The sequence below is a fragment of the Stenotrophomonas sp. YJH_SMC_6 genome (assembly GCF_059371335.1).
Map to the genome: position 1 here is coordinate 95,215 of NZ_JCAFUM010000013.1, position 17,473 is coordinate 112,687.

A 17,473-nucleotide genomic window follows, 5' to 3' on the forward strand; every position below is an offset into this window, starting at 1 on the left:
TGAACGCACCGCGCTCCTCATCGCGGTTGATGACTCGTCGAAGCCATCTGTCGGGCGTTCACGGCCTCGGAACGAAGAGCAGTCGACTGACAGTCGACTCTACATAGCCCTGTGCAACGGCGGCGGGTACTGGCGGCCGGCACGCAGCGGGCGGAAGTACGCGGCATCTGCATAGAAGGCGGCATCCTGTCCCTGGTGCCAGCCCGGGATTCCCGCCAGCGGCAGCGGACGCAACTGCAGGGGATCGGTCACTGCCCTGCCCTCGGCGATGGCCGCGGTCACTGCGTCAACGCAGGCATCATCGACTTCACCGTGCACCACCACGCACTTGCCGACCAGCAGGCGCCCCGGTAGCAGCGCCTGCTCCATCAACGCGTGCCCGAATATCGCAGCGATAGCGATGTCACCACTCTGCCAGCGCGCAGGCTCGAACAACGCCGGCCAATCATGCACGTCCCATGCGGCCAACACGTCCTCATCGCGCACACGCACGATCACACCGGTTTCGTCGAACTGGGTCAGCGCGGCCTGCGCGCGATTGCGCTGGCCCGGCGGCATGGATGCGATATGCCTGCACTGCTGCACATTGAGCACCTGCTTGAGCTGCGGGTAACGGGCCCACACCAGTGCATTGAACAGGTCATGCCAGTTGTCGGCGCGGGTGGCGATGCGCCCCTGTGCGATGCGGGCTTCGTAGTGCAGGCCGTCGGCCAGCAGCGCGGCATCCTGCTCGACCAGGTGCTTGCCGGGCAGCGTGAGGCGTGCCTCGAGCGCTGCAATGGACGGCCACTCAGGGCTGACCAGCAGGTCATGGACGTCGCGCAACCCGGCAAACACCGGGTGCGCGAACACCTGCGGATCGACCGCCGCACGCGGCGGCGGCACGAAGCGGCGGACACCGCTGCCGTCACCGGCGGCGGTCGTCGCCGCGGTCACAGCATCTTGAGATCGAATACCGGGCGGGTAGCGGCCGGCAGCGCATCACCGTACAGGTCGTGCTCATCGCTCTCGGTGATTTCCACGTCGACGAACTCACCCACGCGCAGCGGCACCTGGTCGGCGTTCTGGATATGCACCAGGCCGTCGATCTCCGGCGCATCGGCCTTGGAACGGGCCACGGCGATATCACCTTCGATGGCATCGACCAGGCACTGCTGCACGGTACCGATCTTGGCTTCCAGGCGCGCGGCGGAAATCTGCGCCTGCTTCTCCATGAAACGGGCCAGGCGTTCCTGCTTCACTTCTTCCGGCACCGCATCGGGCAGGTCGTTGGCGGTGGCACCTTCGACCGGTGAGTAGGCAAACGCACCGACGCGATCCAGCTGTGCCTCGTCCAGGAACGACAGCAGTTCTTCGAACTCGGCCTCGGTCTCGCCCGGGAAGCCGACGATGAAAGTCGAACGCACGGTGATGTCCGGCGCGATGCGGCGCCAGTTCTGCACACGCTCCAGGGTCTTCTCGACCGCACCCGGACGCTTCATCAGGCGCAGGATGCGCGGGCTGGCATGCTGGAACGGAATGTCCAGGTACGGCAGGATGCGGTTCTCGGCCATCAGCGGCACCACCTCGTCCACGTGCGGGTACGGGTAGACGTAGTGCATGCGAACCCACGCATCCAGCTCGGACAGACCTTCGCACAGTGCCTTCAGGCAGGTCTGGTAGGCCTTGTTGCGCCACATCTTCTCGGCGTACTTCACGTCCACGCCATAGGCCGAGGTGTCCTGCGACACCACCAGCAGCTCGCGCACGCCACCACGCACCAGGCGCTCGGCCTCACGCAGCACCTCGTCGACCGGGCGCGAGACCAGCTTGCCGCGCATCGACGGGATGATGCAGAAGCTGCACTTGTGGTTGCAGCCTTCGGAAATCTTCAGGTAGGCATAGTGGCGCGGGGTCAGCTTGATGCCGTAGTCAGGCACCAGGTCCACGAACGGATCGTGCTTGGGCGGCAGTGCTTCATGCACCGCTTCCATCACGCTGTGGTAGTCCTGCGGGCCGGACACCGCCAGCACGTTCGGATACGCCTCGCGGATCTGCTCCGGGCGCTTGCCCAGGCAGCCGGTGACGATGACCTTGCCGTTCTGGTTCATCGCCTCGCCAATCGCGTCCAGCGACTCGGTCACCGCCGAATCGATGAAGCCGCAGGTGTTGACCACCACCACATCGGCCGAATCGTAGGACGGGACGATGTCGTAACCTTCCGAGCGGAGCTGGGTGAGGATGCGCTCGGAATCGACAAGGGCCTTCGGGCAGCCAAGGCTGACGAAGCCGACTTTGGGGTTCAGCTGGGACATGGAATCGCGGGACTCTGGGGGCCTGGGCCCCTGCCGGCATGGCAGGGGGTCCTGGGGGCCGGGGCCTGAAAGGGCGCAAGTATACCGGGGTTGGCGGCCGGGCTCTGAATGGCCAGCCGCCCGATCGCGCACAGCCGCTGACACCGCGCTAACCCGCGCAGCACCGACAATGCAGTCCTGTCCCTGCAACGAGAGTAGATGACGATGGCCGAGTGGATCACCCTGGATACGCACCACGGCGCGGTACGGGCCTGGCAGGCACTCCCCGAGGGCACCGCGCGAGGCGGGCTGGTGGTGGTGCAGGAAATCTTCGGCGCCAACCCGCACATCCGCGGCGTGGCCGAACGCTTCGCCGCCGAGGGCTATGCGGTGCTGGCACCGTCGTTCTTTGACCTGGTCGATGGCCCCGATGCCGACCCGGATGCCCTGCCCTACGACGCCGACGGCGTGAAGCAGGGCTTGGAACGGGTCAGCGCGCTGGGCATGGAGAAGGCGCTGGAAGTGGTCCGCGCGGCGGCCACCCGGCTGGCCCCCTACGGCAAGGTCGGCACCGTCGGCTACTGCTGGGGCGGTACGGTAGCGATGCTGTCCGCAGTGCGCCTGGGCCTGCCCTCTGTCAGCTACTACGGCGCGCGCAACGTCCAGTTCCTCGATGAGACGCCGAAGGCGCCGGTGATCTTCCACTTCGGCGCCCAGGACCGCAGCATCCCGCCGGAAGCGGTCCAGGCCCATCGCGAGAAGCTGCCGCAGATGGCCACCTTCGTCTATCCGGCCGACCACGCCTTCAACCGGGAGGTCGGACATGCGTATGATCCAGACAGCGCCGCCCTGGCGCTGCAACGCACCCTGGACTTCTTCTCGGAGCATCTTGGATGAGCGAATTCGAACTCGATTCACGCCTGGCCACCGATAGCGTGCTGGTGGCCGAAGGACCGTTGTCGCAAGTGCGGCTGATGAACGACGAACGATTCCCGTGGCTGGTACTGGTACCGCGCCTGGCCGGGGTCACCGAGTGGATCGAGCTGGACGGCGAGCAGCAGGACAAGCTGCGCACCGAGCTCAACCGCGCCTGCAAGGCCCTGAAGGGCGCCGACGGGGTGGAGAAGATCAACATCGGCGCGTTGGGCAACATCGTGCGCCAGCTGCACTTCCACGTGATCGGCCGCCATGACGGTGATCCGGCCTGGCCGGGCCCGGTCTGGGGCAGCGGTCCCGCGCACCGCTACGAAGCGGCCGCACTGGACCAGCATGTCGCCTACTGGAAGGAACGGCTAGGATATCCGGCCCACACCTGAGCCTTCGCCGACCCGATGCGATTCAACCTCGTTGCCGCCATCCTGCTGATCCTGATCGGCCTGTTCATGCTCGCCAGCAACCTCGGCTGGACGCACCTGAACCTGTCAAAGCTGCTGCTGACCTGGTGGCCGGTGGCGCTGGTGGGTGTCGGGATCGCGATGCTGTTCGGGCGCGGAAAGTAACGAAGGCGGCGCATTGCGCCGCCCTCGTTCATGCAGAGCCGAGCCATGCTCGGCTGCCCCGCCTTGAAGCCGAGCATGGCTCGGCTCCACAAACCGCCTGCAATCTTCAGGTCCGCGGCAGGGTCACACCGGTCTGGCCCTGGTACTTGCCGCCACGATCGCGGTACGACGTCTCGCAGATATCATCGGCCGCGGCCTGGAAGAACAGCATCTGTGCAACGCCTTCGTTGGCGTAGATGCGCGCCGGCAGCGGCGTGGTGTTGCTGAATTCCAGGGTGACGTGGCCTTCCCATTCCGGCTCCAGCGGCGTCACGTTGACGATGATGCCGCAGCGCGCATAGGTGCTCTTGCCCAGGCACACCACCAGGGTGTCGCGGGGGATGCGGAAGTACTCGACGGTACGCGCCAGGGCGAAGCTGTTCGGCGGAATGATGCACTCGTCGGCGGTGATGTCGACGAAGCTGCCCGAGTCGAAATGCTTGGGATCGACGATGGTCGAGTTGATGTTGGTGAACACCTTGAACTCGCGCGAGCAGCGCACGTCGTAGCCATAGCTGGACGTGCCGTAGCTGACGATGCGCTCGCCGTTGGCCTGCTTGACCTGCCCTGCCTCGAACGGCTCGATCATGCCGTGCTGCTCGGACATGCGGCGGATCCAACGGTCACTCTTGATGCTCATGCTTTGTCCTGGGGGATACGAGGGGCGCGAGGATTCTAGCAGGGGGCCGGGCATCGCCGACGGCCCCGGCCGAGGTGCTTACAGCAGCGACGACAGGATCGGAATCGACGCCCGCGGGCGCTTGCCCACTTCCTCGATCAGGCGCTGCGCGGCATGGCGGTAGGCCTGCGCCGGCACCGAATCGGGCTGCGCCACGGTGATCGGGGTACCGCTATCGCCCTGCTCGCGGATGCCGATCTGCAGCGGCAGCGATCCCAGCAGCGGCACGCCGTACTGCGCGGCCATGCGCTCGCCACCGCCCTCGCCGAACAGATGCTCGACATGCCCGCAGTTGCTGCAGGTGTGCACGGCCATGTTCTCGACAATGCCCAGCACCGGCACCTCGACCTTCTCGAACATCTTCAGCGCCTTCTTCGCATCCAGCGTGGCGATGTCCTGCGGCGTGGTGACGATCACCGCACCGGCCAGCGGAATCTTCTGGGTCAGGGTCAGCTGGATGTCGCCGGTGCCCGGCGGCAGGTCGATCAGCAGGAAATCCAGGTCATCCCACAGCGTGTCGTTGAACAGCTGGGTCATTGCCGAGGTGGCCATCGGACCGCGCCAGATCATCGGCGTGTCCTCTTCGATCAGGTAACCGATCGACATCGTGTCCACGCCGAACGCGCGCAGGGGCTCGATGCTCTTGTTGTCGGGACTTTCCGGCCGCCCGGACAAGCCCAGCATGGCGGGCACGCTGGGGCCGTAGATGTCCGCGTCCAGCACGCCGACACGTGCGCCCAGCTGCTGCAGCGCCACGGCCAGATTGACCGCGGTGGTCGACTTGCCCACGCCGCCCTTGCCGGAGCCGACCGCGATGACATTGCGGATGCGGGCATGTGGCGTCAGTCCCTTCTGGACCTGGCTGGCATGGGGGCGGCGGGGGGAACTGTTCACAACGGGCACCAGCTGTATCAGGGGGAATAACCCAACATCATACAAGCTGGACGTAGCCTGACTGAAATTCAGGATTGCTACAGATTCGTGCACAGATTGTTAAGTTCATGTTACGTTCCTGAAGCACTGTTTTGGGCTGCGGAGCTGGTTTCCAGCGCGCACGATGGCGCATGCGCAGTGCCGATTTTTGTTTTTGCTCTCTATTGGAACTACATGAAATACGCAAGCAACACCGCACGTCGCAACACGCTCGCCGTCGCCCTGATTTCCGCCCTGATGGCCGCCGCCCCGGCAATGGCCCAGGACAAGGCGACCAACCTGGACAAGATCACCGTCACCGGTTCGCTGATCCCGCAGACCCAGGTTGAAACCCAGACCCCGGTGATGTCCATCACCGCCGAAGACATCCAGACCCGCGGCTTCAGCAGCGTTGCTGAAGTGCTGCAGCAGTCCTCGCTGACCACCGGCGGCCTGCAGGGTGGCCAGACCTCGGGTTCGTTCACCCAGGGCGCTGAAGCAGCCGGCATGTTCGGCCTGAACCCGGGTTACACCAAGTACCTGATCAACGGCCGCCCGATGCTCTCGTATCCGGCGCTGTACAACGGTAGCGACACCTTCAACAACATCAGCGGCATTCCGATCGACATCGTCGAGCGCATCGAAGTGCTGCCCGGTGGCCAGTCCTCGCTGTACGGCTCGGACGCGATCGCCGGTGTGGTCAACATCATCCTGAAGGAGCGCATGGACGGCGGTACGATGACCGTCCGTGGCGGCACCTACACCGAAGGCGGCGGCAGCAATATCCGCTTCAGCGCAGCCAAGGGCTTCAACGCGTTCGACGACCGCTTCCACGCGCTGGTCAACGTGCAGATCGAGAACGGCAGCCCGATCTGGGGCTACCAGCGTGACATCACCAAGCAGAACAACCCGGTCGGCTACACCGCGCAGGTGCCGTCGAACGACTTCGCCGTCATCACCAATGCAGACAACAAGCTGCTGATGATGGACCCGAGCCGCTGCGCCAACGTGGCAGGCCTGTACGACGGCACCACCGTCGTCGGCAAGCGCGCGTCGGGCGAGTCCTGCGGTTCGGTGTACAGCGCCGGCTACAAGACCCTGAAGAACGGCAAGAACAGCGGCCAGTTCTACTCGTCGATGACCTTCGACGTGAACGACAACTTCCAGCTGTTCGCCGACGTGCTGTACAGCAAGGAAAAGACCGAGTTCACCTCCGGCTCCAGCGCCCTTTGGTGGGGCACGAAGTCGGTCATGGGTGGCTTCTACGACCAGGGCGCAGGCAAGGTCGTGAACCTGCAGCGCGCCTTCGCGCCGGAGGAGATCGGCGCAGGCGACTACAACAACATCCTGAATTCCGATGAGAGCCGCGCCTACCAGGTCACCCTGGGCGGCAAGGGCATGGTCGGCGACTGGGATTACAGCGCCAGCTTCACCCGTGGCGAGTACCGCCTGGACCAGAACCGCTTCGTGCGCTGGAAGGACAAGATCGAGGACTTCTTCGGCCAGACCGTGCTGGGCCCGCGCCTGGGCACCTACACCGACCCGAAGGACCCGACCGCCACGTTCGGCATCTACAACCCGAACTACGCTGCCTTTTACTCGCCGATCACCCCGGACCAGTTCGCCAGCTTCACCGGCTACGGCACCCACCGCAGCAAGACCTGGCAGAACCTGGGTCGCGTGCAGGTGACCAACGGCTCGCTGTTCAGCCTGCCGGGCGGTGACGCCGGCCTGGCCGTCGTGCTGGAAGGTGGCAGCGAAGGTTGGGACTACTCGCCGGACCAGGCCTTCGTCGACGGCAACGTGTGGGGCACCACCGCCGTCGCGGGCGCCGGCCACCGCAGCAACTACGCGGTCACCAGCGAACTGCGCATGCCGCTGCTGGAGAAGCTGACCGTCAGCGCCTCGGGCCGTTATGACGCTTTCAAGATCGCCGACAAGACCGTCGACAAGGCCACTTACAGCATCGGCCTGGAATTCCGTCCGATCGAGAGCCTGCTGCTGCGCGGCAAGTACGGCACCGCCTTCCGTGCACCGACCCTGTCCGATGCCTTCCAGGGCATGAGCGGCTCGTACTCGTCCGGCCAGAATGACTACTACCGCTGCAGCCAGCTGGGCTACGGCCTGCGTGACGAGGCCTGCTCGTTCTACAAGAACACCTCGGTGTACAGCGAAAAGTCCGGCAATCCGGACCTGAAGCCGATCACCGCCGACGTGTGGAGCGCAGGCGTGGTGTGGGCCCCGGTGAGCAACTTCTCGCTGTCGGCCGACTACTACAACTGGAAGATCAAGAACGAGGTCAAGACCCTCAGCACCGACCAGCTGCTGCTGGCCGAGTACCAGTGCCACAACGGCCTGCCGAACAACACCTCGGCCAGCTGCCAGAACGTCACCGACTGGGTGTCGCGCGATGCCGGCGGCAACCTGACCCGGGTGTACACGCCGAAGCTCAACGTCGCCAGCCAGAACCTGGAAGCGGTGACGGTGGCGGCCAAGTACCAGCAGGATATCGGCCGCTTCGGCTCGCTGATGTTCTCCGGCAACTACACGAACATGCTGAAGCGTGAAGTGCAGCCGATGCCGGGCGCCGCCAAGCTCGACCTGCTGAGCGATCCGTACAACATGTGGTACTACGACAACTTCGCCAAGGTCCGTGGCGATCTGTCGGTGGCCTGGAACATCGCCAAGTTCACCACCACCGTGTACGCCAACTACGTCGGCAGCACCCCGAACTACCTGGCCTACACCGGCCGCAGCTACGGCTATGTCCACTCTTCCGGTGCCAAGGCCGGTAAGTGGGGTTCGTACACCACGTACAACCTGAGCATGAACTACCAGGCACAGGACGATCTGGTCCTGTCGCTGATGGTCAACAACGTGTTCAACAAGCTGCCGGAAGGCCAGCGCTACAACTACCCGGGCAACGAATCGACCCCGTTCAATGACGGCTTCTACAGCGTCTACGGCCGCCAGATCTCGGCCCAGGTCAAGTACAACTTCTGATCCCGTCGTTTTCCGGACTTCGTGTCTGGACCAGGCCCCGCTTCGGCGGGGCCTTTTTTTTTACTTCTATGCGGCATGGGGAAAGCCCGCGACGTATCGATTGTTAATGTCAGTTGAATTTATCAAATATTCATTTTTCCTGCTTTCCGATAATCCGGAAAAGGGCAGAAATGCCTGTGGAGAAGGGGCTTTTCACCAAGCGCGCAACCGTCCGTCACCGACCGTTACAGAACTACGCAAGGCACGTTAAGCGTGTGTTACGTTGACGCCACGCCGCCAAACCGCATAGGCAAGGCAGCTGAACAGAATCGAAATCCCAGGAAAGGGATACACGCGTCATCACGATCACACGGAGTAATCGCATGTCTCGTCGTCGCTTCGCATTCTCGCACCACCCGCTCACCCACGCCGTCGCCTGCGGCTTGTTGCTGACCGGCAGCAGCGCCACCGTACTCGCCCAGGACAGCAGCAAGGCCGCGACCAACCTGGACCGGGTCACGGTCACCGGCTCGCTGATCCCGCAGACGCAGATCGAAAACCAGACGCCGGTGCTGACCATCAGCGCCGAGGCGATTCAGGCGCGCGGTTTCTCCAGCGTTGCCGAAGTGTTGCAGCAGTCCTCGTTGACCACCGGCGGCCTGCAAGGCGGCCAGACCTCGGCATCCTTCACCCAGGGTGCTGAAGCGGCTGGCATGTTCGGCTTGAACCCGGGCTACACCAAGTACCTGATCAACGGCCGCCCGATGCTCTCGTATCCGGCGCTGTACAACGGCAGCGACGCGTTCAACAACATCAGCGGCATCCCCATCGACATCGTCGACCGCATCGAGGTGCTGCCGGGTGGCCAGTCATCCCTGTACGGTTCGGACGCGATCGCCGGCGTGGTCAACATCATCCTCAAGGAACGCATGGACGGCGGCACGCTGAACGTGCGCGGCGGCGCCTATTCCGATGGCGGTGGCGCCAGCTTCCGCGTGAGCGGCGCCAATGGCTTCAACAGCAAGGACGATCGCTTCCGCGCCCTGGTCAATGTGCAGTATGAAAAGACCAACCCGATCTGGGGTTACCAGCGCGACATCACCAAGCAGAACAATCCGCATGGCTACACGCGCCAGCTGCCCTCGAACGACTTCCTGGTCTTCGACGCGGATACCAATGATTTCCTGATGATGGATCCGAACAACTGCGCCGGCGTTTCCGGCCAGTTCGGCGGCACCACCATCCTCGGTACGCGCCGCGCTGGACAATCCTGCGGCTCCGCGTTCGGTGCGGGTTACAAGACGATCAAGAACAGCAAGGAAAGCAGCCAGTTCTATTCGTCGCTGACCTACGATGTGAATGACAACCTGCAGCTGTTCGGCGATGTCCTCTACAGCTACGAAACCGTCAAGTACAACACCGGTGCCGGCTACAACTACTGGGGCACGGACATCAGCATGGGTCCGTTCTTCGATCAGTCCAGTGGTCGCTATCTGGGGCTGCAACGCGTGTTCGCACCCGAAGACATCGGCGGCATTGGCTACCGCGACATCATGAATACCGACCGCAGCAAGTCCTATCAGGTCACGCTCGGTGCACGCGGCGCGATCGGCAGCAACTGGGACTACGAGGCCAGCGTCACCCGCGGCGAGTACAAGCTCAACGAGCGTGGCTATGCACGCTGGAACGACCCGATCAACAACTGGTTTGCCGACAACGTGCTGGGACCGGTGCTGGGCCAGACCGACGACGGCTACAACATCTACAACCCGAACTGGGGCGCTTTCTATTCCCAGCTGCCGCAAGGGGCCTTCCAGAGCTTCACCGGCTTCACCACCAGCCGCAGCCGCACCTGGCAGACCCAGACCCGCGCGCAGATCACCAACAGCTCGCTGTTCAGGCTGCCCGGTGGCGACGCCGGCTTTGCCGCCGTGGTTGAAGGCGGCAGCGAAGGGTGGAACTACACGCCGGACGTGCGCCTGACCGACGGTACGGTGTTCGGTACCACCTCGGTGGCGGGCAACGGCCATCGCAGCAACTACGCTGTCACCAGCGAACTGCGTCTGCCGTTGCATGACATGCTGACGGTCACCGCTTCCGGCCGCTACGACAACTTCAAGATCGCCGGCCATACCGTAGACAAGCCCACCTACAGCATCGGCCTCGAGTTCCGCCCCTTCGAAAGCCTGCTGGTCCGCGGCAAGTACGGCACCGCGTTCCGCGCCCCGTCCCTGCCCGATGCCTTCCAGGGCAAGAGCGGCTACTACGCCAATGGGTCCAAGGATTACTACCGCTGTGGCCAGCTCGGGTTCGATCCGTCCAACACGGTCGACTGCCGCTACGGCAGCGTGTCGGTGTTCGGCACCCAGTCGGGCAATCCGGAGCTGAAGCCGATTACCGCCGATGTGTGGAACGCGGGCCTGGTGTGGGCGCCGATCAACAACCTGTCGGTGTCCCTGGACTACTACAACTGGAAGATCAAGAACGAGGTCAACACCCTCAGCTCCGACCAGTTGCTGCTGGCCGAGTACTACTGCCGCAACGGCCTGACCAACACCGCCGGCGCCACCTGCGAGGAAGTGGCCAACTGGGTCACCCGTGATGCCACCGGCGCGCTGGAGGAGATCTACACGCCGAAGCTGAACGTGGCACGGCAGAACCTCGAGGCGGTCACTGCCAGCTTCAAGTACGTACAGGACATCGGTCGCTTCGGTTCGCTGCAGTTCTCCAGCAACTACACCAACATGCTCAAGCGTGAACTGCAGCCGCAGCTCAACGACCCGTTCCTGGATCTGCTGGGCAACCCGTACGCAATGTGGGTGTACGACTCCTACGCCAAGGTCCGGGCTGACGGCTCGATCGGCTGGGCGATCGACAAGTTCACCACCACGCTGTACTTCAATTACATCGGCCGCACGCCGAACTACCTGTCCTACCTGGGCCGTGGCTATGACTATGTCGATCCGACGTCCGGCTACAAGGCTGGCAAGTGGGGCTCTTACACGACGTACAACCTGAGCGTGAACTACCGCGCGATGGACAACCTGACGTTCTCGCTGATGGTCAACAACCTGTTCAACAAGGTGCCGGACAACCAGCAGCACTCCTACGCGGGCAACATCGACGTGCCGTACAACAACTCCCTGTACAACGCCTACGGAAGGGCGATCTACGTCCAGGCCCAGTACGACTTCGGCAGGAAGTAAGCACAGCCGCAGGATGGTGGGAGCCTCTCATCGAGGGGCCTCCCTGCGGAAACCGGATGCTTGCCCGCAAGGGCATCGGTGCTGCTCATCGCACCCGGAGCGTTACCCTGAACAGCGCCTCCCATGACTGAGGCCGCCCTGAGACCCGATGTCCCGCATCGGGTCTTTTCCGTTTCTGGCCCTTGCGCCCGCCCATGACCTTCGACACCCTTGCAGGCCAGGCCGGCGGCGTATCGTTCGGCCCACGGCCGTCCCTGCGGCCCTTCCCTGACTCACTCGGCCTGGAGGCCATCAAAGTGACCCGTACTCCCAAGATCGTGCTGCTGACCCTGGCCGTTTCGGCCGCGCTGGTTGGCTGCGGCAAGAACGAAACCCCGGCCAAGGATGCCACCGCCTCCACGCCGGCTGCCGCCGAAGCCACAAACTACACGCTGGACGAGAGCAAGCTGCCGGCCTACAACGCCTTCCAGCCCAGCGACCTCGATACCAGCAAGGACGCCTGTGGCGCCTTCGGCGACTACGTCAACAGCAAGTGGCTGGCCGCCAATGAAATCCCGGGCGACCGCACCAGCTGGGGCGCCTTCACCATCCTCGACGAGCGTTCGGTGGCCGTGCAGCACCAGCTGGCCGAACAGGTCGCGCAGGTGAAGACCCCGAACCACATCGAGAAGATCGTCGGTGACCTGTGGGCCACCGGCATGGACGAGGCCAAGATCAACGCCCAGGGCATCGAGCCGCTGAAGGCCGACCTGACCGCGATCGATGGCCTGCAGGACAAGGCGGCCATCGCCAACTACCTGCGCACCAGCGCCGCCAAGGGTGACAACGTCCTGTTCGGCTTCGGCGCCGAAGCCGACTTCAAGAACTCGGCCGTGAACATGGCCTACGCCAGCCAGGGCGGCCTGGGCCTGCCGGACAGCACCTACTACACCGATGCCAAGAACGCCGACAAGCTGAAGGCCTACCAGGCGCACGTCGCCAAGGTGCTGGAGCTGTCCGGCGTCGCTGCTGCCGACGCTGCCAAGCAGGCCGAGGACGTGGTCAAGTTCGAGACCCGCCTGGCCAAGGCGTCCAAGTCGCGTGTCGAACTTTCGCGCAACGTCGAGCTGTACTACAACCCGGTCACCGTGGCCGACGCGGACAAGCTGACCCCGAACTTCAGCTGGACCGAGTTCTTCAAGTCGCAGGGCGTGGCCGCACCGGAGAAGTTCTCGCTGGCCATGCCGGCCTTCCATGAGGAAGTGAGCAAGGCGCTGGGCGACACCGATCCGTCGGTGTGGCGTGCCTACCTGCGCTTCCACACCGTGGACAGCGCCTCGCCGTACCTGGCCGATGCCTTCGTGCAGGAGAACTACGAGTTCTACGGCAAAACCCTCAACGGCCAGAAGGAGCAGAAGCCGCGCTGGAAGCGTGTGCTGGGCACCATCGAGAATGACGCCGGTGAAGCCTTTGGCCAGCTGTACGTGAAGGTGGCCTTCTCGCCGGAAGCCAAGGCGAAGATGGAAGAACTGGTGAAGAACCTGGCCGCCTCGCTGAAGGACCGCATCCAGGGCCTGAGCTGGATGAGCGATGAAACCAAGGCCAAGGCCATCGCCAAGTGGGAAACCTTCACCCCGAAGATCGGCTACCCGGACAAGTGGCGTGACTGGTCGGGCCTGCAGACCCAGCGCGACAGCTTCCTGGGCAACGTGCGCGCGGCCAACGAGTTCAACTACAAGTTCAACCTGTCCAAGATCGGCAAGCCGGTGGACAAGACCGAGTGGGGCATGACCCCGCAGACGGTCAACGCCTACTACAACCCGCTGCAGAACGAGATCGTGTTCCCGGCCGCCATCCTGCAGCCGCCGTTCTTCGATCCGAAGGCCGACGACGCACTGAACTACGGCGGCATCGGCGCGGTGATCGGCCACGAAATGACCCACGGTTACGACGACCAGGGCGCACGTTTCGGGCCGACCGGCAACATGGAAGACTGGTGGACCGCCGCTGACAAGAAGAACTTCGAAGGCCTGACCGGCAAGCTGGTCAAGCAGTTCGACCAGTACAAGGTCGACGGCCAGGCGGTGAACGGCCACCTGACCCTGGGTGAGAACATCGCCGACCTGGGCGGCCTGGCTACCGCCTACGATGCCCTGCAGAAGGCCAGCGCCGGCAAGGAAGACCCGAAGGTGGACGGCTTCACCCGCGACCAGCGCTTCTTCTTCAACTGGGCCACCGTGTGGCGCACCAAGTACACCCCGGAGAACGCCAAGGTCCGCCTGGCGACCGACCCGCACGCCCCGGCGCAGTTCCGCGCCATGGGTGCGCCGTCGAACCTGCCGACCTTCGCCGCCGCGTTCCAGTGCAAGGCCGGTTCGCCGATGGCCCGCAGCGGCGACCAGCAGGTGGTGATCTGGTAAGCCGTGAAGAGCGATCAGAACGTCCACTCAACCTGAATAAAATGTGAGTTTTTGGCGCCATCCGGCGATGTCGGAAGGCTGTTGAAGGCCCGGACCTGGTTCCGGGCCTTTTTTGTGATCGACGTCAAGCCCTTGTGCCACAAGGGCTTAGCGCAGATCTGTGAAAAAAACATTACGAATCGGTTGCGCCCATGTGAGTTCATCTGTTATTCATTGATTCAGGGGTCTGTTCAACCCCTGTTAATTTTCAATATTCACTTTCGGGGAACTCGATGAGCAAGCATTCCAAGCAGCTGCGTCGCGCGGGTCTGACTGTGGCGCTGGGCCTGTGCCTGGCGGGCGCCGCACACGCCCAATCCGTGACCGGCAACATCTATGGTTCTGGCGAGCCTGGCAGCACCGTGACCGTCCAGAATCTGGGCACCGGCTTGAGCCGCACCGTGACCGTGGACAAGAACGGCCGCTACCGTGCAGCTGACCTGCCCAACGGCAACTACAAGGTCACCCTGCAGAAGAACGGCGAGGTCGTGGCGACCCGCGACTCCGTGCAGGTGATCATTGCCAGCGGTACCGACGTCTCCTTCGGCGCGGGCGGCAATGTGCAGAATCTGGACCGCGTGGAAGTAACCGCTGCAGCTGTTCCGCGCGTGGACGTTACCCAGATCGACACCCGCACCGTGTTCACCGCCGAGCAGATCAACAAGATCGCCGTCGGCCGTGACATTGCCAGCATCGCCCTGTTGGCACCGAGCGTGGTGTCCAACTCCGCCTATACCGCCAATGGCAATACGGTACCGAGCTTCGGTGGTGCAGCCTCCTCCGAGAATGCCTATTACATCAACGGCTATCCGGTCACCAATCCGCTGACCTCCATCGGCTTCACCACGCTGCCCTTCGATGCCCTGGCCCAGCAGCAGACGCTCACGGGCGGCTATGGTGCCGAGTTTGGTCGCGCCACCGGTGGTGTGGTGAACGTGGTCACCAAGCGCGGCTCCAACGAGTTCCATGCCGGTGCGTACACCTACTGGAGCCCGGAATCGCTTCGTTCGGAACCCAAGGACCTGTACTTCCCGAATACGGGCTTCTACGGCGATGACAACGCCGACCCGACCAAGCGCACCGACGGCAAGCTGTACCAGACTCGCAAGAAGTCCCAGAGCTGGACCCAGAGCAGCGGCATCTATGCCAGCGGCCCGATCGTGCAGGACAAGCTGTTCTTCTACGCAAACGTCGAACTGACCAAGCGACAGGGTGAAGGCGTGGCCTCCACATCGCAGGCAGCGGCGACCACCACCAATGCATGGCAGGAGTACGAGTACGAGTACCCCCGCTGGGCTGCGAAGATCGACTGGAACATCACCGACAACCATCTCCTTGAGCTGACCGGTGTATCCGACGTCACCAAGTACTACAGCGATGGCTACACCTACGACTACGCCACCGGAACCCCGGGCAACGTCCAGAACGCAGGCACCTACAACGAAGACAAGGCACGTCTGTACGTCGGCAAGTACACCGGCTACCTGACTGACGACCTGACCATCTCGGCCCTGTACGGTACGCAGAAGGTCGATCACAGCCAGTCGCCCTGGGGCTACAACCCGGCGTGCCCGCGCACCTCGTCTTCGGCCACCACGCGCGCACCAGGCATTCCGGCTGCCAACTACGCAGGTTGCTGGACTGCGGCTACCGTCAACGTCCCGGGCGCCTATGACGAAACCAAGGGCTTCCGCTTCGACGTCAACTATCGTCTGGGCAACCACGACCTTCGAGCGGGTCTGGACAACATGGAAGCGGAGTCGTTCACCGGTAGCGAATACGGTGGCGGTTTCGTCTGGGTCTACTCGCGCACCAACAACCCGAACGCCGCCATTGACGCCTCCCATGGCGTAGGCTCCCCGGCCGCAGCCGGCGGCCTGGGCAACCAGGGCTACTACGTGCGCCAGCAGTACTACACCCAGATTGCTCAGGTGAAGACCAAGCAGAGCGCGCAGTACATCGAAGATCGCTGGCAGGTTACCGACAACCTGTTGCTGCAGCTGGGCCTGCGCAACGAGACCTTCAAGAACTACACCAGCGCCGGTGAGGTGTACGTCAAGCAGGACAACCAGTGGGCTCCGCGCCTGGGCGCTGTCTGGGACGTCCATGGTGATTCGACCCTGAAGCTGTTTGCCAATGCCGGCCGTTACCACCTGGCACTGCCGAACAACGTCGCCGTGCGCGCCGCTTCCGGCTCTCTGTACACCATGGAGTACTTCACCTACACCGGCGTCGCCGCCGATGGTACGCCGACCGGCCTGGTGAACGTGCCCGTGGACCAGAGCAAGGGCTACACCTGCCCCGGCAAGCCGAATGCAATCTCGTCCAACCTCGAATGCGGTGACGCTCCGGATCCGCGCACCGTGGCAGCCGTGAACCTGAAGTCCCACTATCAGGACGAGTACATCATCGGCATGGAGCAGGTGCTCAACAGCAACCTGACCTGGGGTGCGAAGTTCACCTACCGTGACCTGAAGAGCGCAATCGACGATACCTGCACACCGGCGCTGGGCGGTGGCTGCTTCATCTTCAATCCGGGTGAATCCAACACCTTCTGGCAGGAGCAGGCAGACGGCAGCTTCGAGCAGGTGACCTATTCAGCAGCAGAGCTGAACCTGCCCAAGCTGAAGCGTCGCTACTACGCACTGGACCTGTTCCTGGAAGGCTCGATCGGCGAGAAGTTCAACGGCAAGATCAACTACACCTTCTCGCGCAACTACGGCAACACTGAAGGTCAGCTGGCTTCCGACCTCGACACCGGTACCGGTGGCCAGACCGACGTGTCGGCCACGCAGGACTGGGACCTGCCGCAGCTGATGGTCGGTGCAAACGGCCGACTGCCGAACCACCGTGCACACCAGATCAAGGCATTCGGCGCGTACCAGATCAGCGAAGAATGGCGCGTGGGTGGTTCGTTGCTGATCGATTCGGGTCGTCCGCGTTCCTGCACCAGCTTCTACCCGACTGCAGACCAGGGCCTGTACAACGGCGCCTACTATCACTTCTGCGGCCTGGCAGGCAGCGGTACCGCTCCGGGCTCGGCAGGCTACATCCCGCCGTCCAGCGACTACGCTTTCTCGGCACGTGGCAGCAAGGGTGACACGCCGTGGAACTACACCCTGAACCTGTCGCTGGCTTACACCCCGCTGTGGGCTGACAAGAAGCTGACCCTCCAGGCCGACGTACTCAACGTGCTGAATCGCCAGGAGCCGACGTTCTACTACAGCAATTACGCAACCGATCGCGTGACGCCGGATCAGCGCTACAACCAGCCTCTGGGCTACACCGCACCGCGTCAGGTTCGCCTGTCGGCTCGTTACGACTTCTAAGCAAGTCGAGCGAATGTTCCACTCTTGGGTGTGGGGTCGTCTGCACGGCCCCCAGCCATCTCTCCTCCCCCTGCTTCGGCAGGGGGATTTTTTTATCCGGAAGGTTGCATTCCCGG

General features: G+C 63.5%; 11 protein-coding genes. 7 read left to right on the forward strand and 4 right to left on the reverse strand.

The window, feature by feature from the left end:
* Positions 1–99 precede the first annotated feature (99 nt).
* Entirely contained in the window at positions 100–936 is an 837-nt protein-coding gene (locus AC5P9N_RS15815) for a DUF3025 domain-containing protein (RefSeq protein WP_099484893.1), read from the reverse strand.
* Complete coding sequence (gene rimO / locus AC5P9N_RS15820) at positions 933–2,294, reverse strand: 30S ribosomal protein S12 methylthiotransferase RimO (RefSeq protein WP_164212688.1); 1,362 nt, start codon at positions 2,292–2,294, stop codon at positions 933–935. Before rimO ends, AC5P9N_RS15815 begins: the two co-directional genes overlap by 4 nt.
* Positions 2,295–2,498: 204 nt before the next feature.
* Between rimO and AC5P9N_RS15825 the strand changes: the two genes are divergently transcribed.
* From AC5P9N_RS15825 to AC5P9N_RS15835, 3 genes are read left to right on the forward strand one after another with little or no spacing between them, the layout of a single operon-like run.
* A complete protein-coding gene (locus tag AC5P9N_RS15825) occupies positions 2,499–3,170 on the forward strand; it encodes a dienelactone hydrolase family protein (RefSeq protein ID WP_005410496.1) in 672 nt (223 codons plus the stop codon).
* Positions 3,167–3,589, forward strand: a complete 423-nt coding sequence (locus AC5P9N_RS15830) for an HIT domain-containing protein (protein ID WP_005410497.1) — start codon at positions 3,167–3,169, stop codon at positions 3,587–3,589. Before AC5P9N_RS15825 ends, AC5P9N_RS15830 begins: the two co-directional genes overlap by 4 nt.
* 15 nt (positions 3,590–3,604) lie before the next feature.
* The gene (locus AC5P9N_RS15835) at positions 3,605–3,772 is read left to right on the forward strand and encodes a LiaI-LiaF-like domain-containing protein (RefSeq protein ID WP_005410498.1); all 168 of its coding nucleotides are present in this window, start codon (positions 3,605–3,607) and stop codon (positions 3,770–3,772) included.
* A 106-nt stretch (positions 3,773–3,878) separates the two neighbouring features.
* Here the strand turns inward: AC5P9N_RS15835 and dcd are convergent, their stop codons facing one another.
* Both dcd and apbC read right to left on the reverse strand, forming a co-directional pair.
* Positions 3,879–4,451: a dCTP deaminase gene (dcd, locus tag AC5P9N_RS15840; protein WP_005410499.1), complete on the reverse strand. Its 573-nt coding sequence runs from the start codon at positions 4,449–4,451 to the stop codon at positions 3,879–3,881.
* 78 nt (positions 4,452–4,529) lie between these two features.
* The gene (gene apbC / locus AC5P9N_RS15845) at positions 4,530–5,384 is read right to left on the reverse strand and encodes an iron-sulfur cluster carrier protein ApbC (RefSeq protein ID WP_005414099.1); all 855 of its coding nucleotides are present in this window, start codon (positions 5,382–5,384) and stop codon (positions 4,530–4,532) included.
* Between the two features lie 213 nt (positions 5,385–5,597).
* Here apbC and AC5P9N_RS15850 point away from each other — a divergent pair, with 213 nt between their 5' ends.
* From AC5P9N_RS15850 to AC5P9N_RS15865, 4 genes are all read left to right on the forward strand, one after another.
* Positions 5,598–8,405, forward strand: a complete 2,808-nt coding sequence (locus AC5P9N_RS15850; RefSeq protein WP_005410501.1) for a TonB-dependent receptor plug domain-containing protein — start codon at positions 5,598–5,600, stop codon at positions 8,403–8,405.
* A gap of 362 nt (positions 8,406–8,767) precedes the next feature.
* Complete coding sequence (locus AC5P9N_RS15855; protein ID WP_043034756.1) at positions 8,768–11,590, forward strand: TonB-dependent receptor domain-containing protein; 2,823 nt, start codon at positions 8,768–8,770, stop codon at positions 11,588–11,590.
* A gap of 296 nt (positions 11,591–11,886) precedes the next feature.
* Positions 11,887–13,989: a M13 family metallopeptidase gene (locus AC5P9N_RS15860; protein WP_043034822.1), complete on the forward strand. Its 2,103-nt coding sequence runs from the start codon at positions 11,887–11,889 to the stop codon at positions 13,987–13,989.
* Positions 13,990–14,261: 272 nt separating this feature from the next.
* Positions 14,262–17,357 (forward strand): TonB-dependent receptor, encoded by a 3,096-nt coding sequence (locus AC5P9N_RS15865; RefSeq protein WP_208180523.1) that lies wholly within the window; start codon positions 14,262–14,264, stop codon positions 17,355–17,357.
* Positions 17,358–17,473 lie beyond the last annotated feature (116 nt).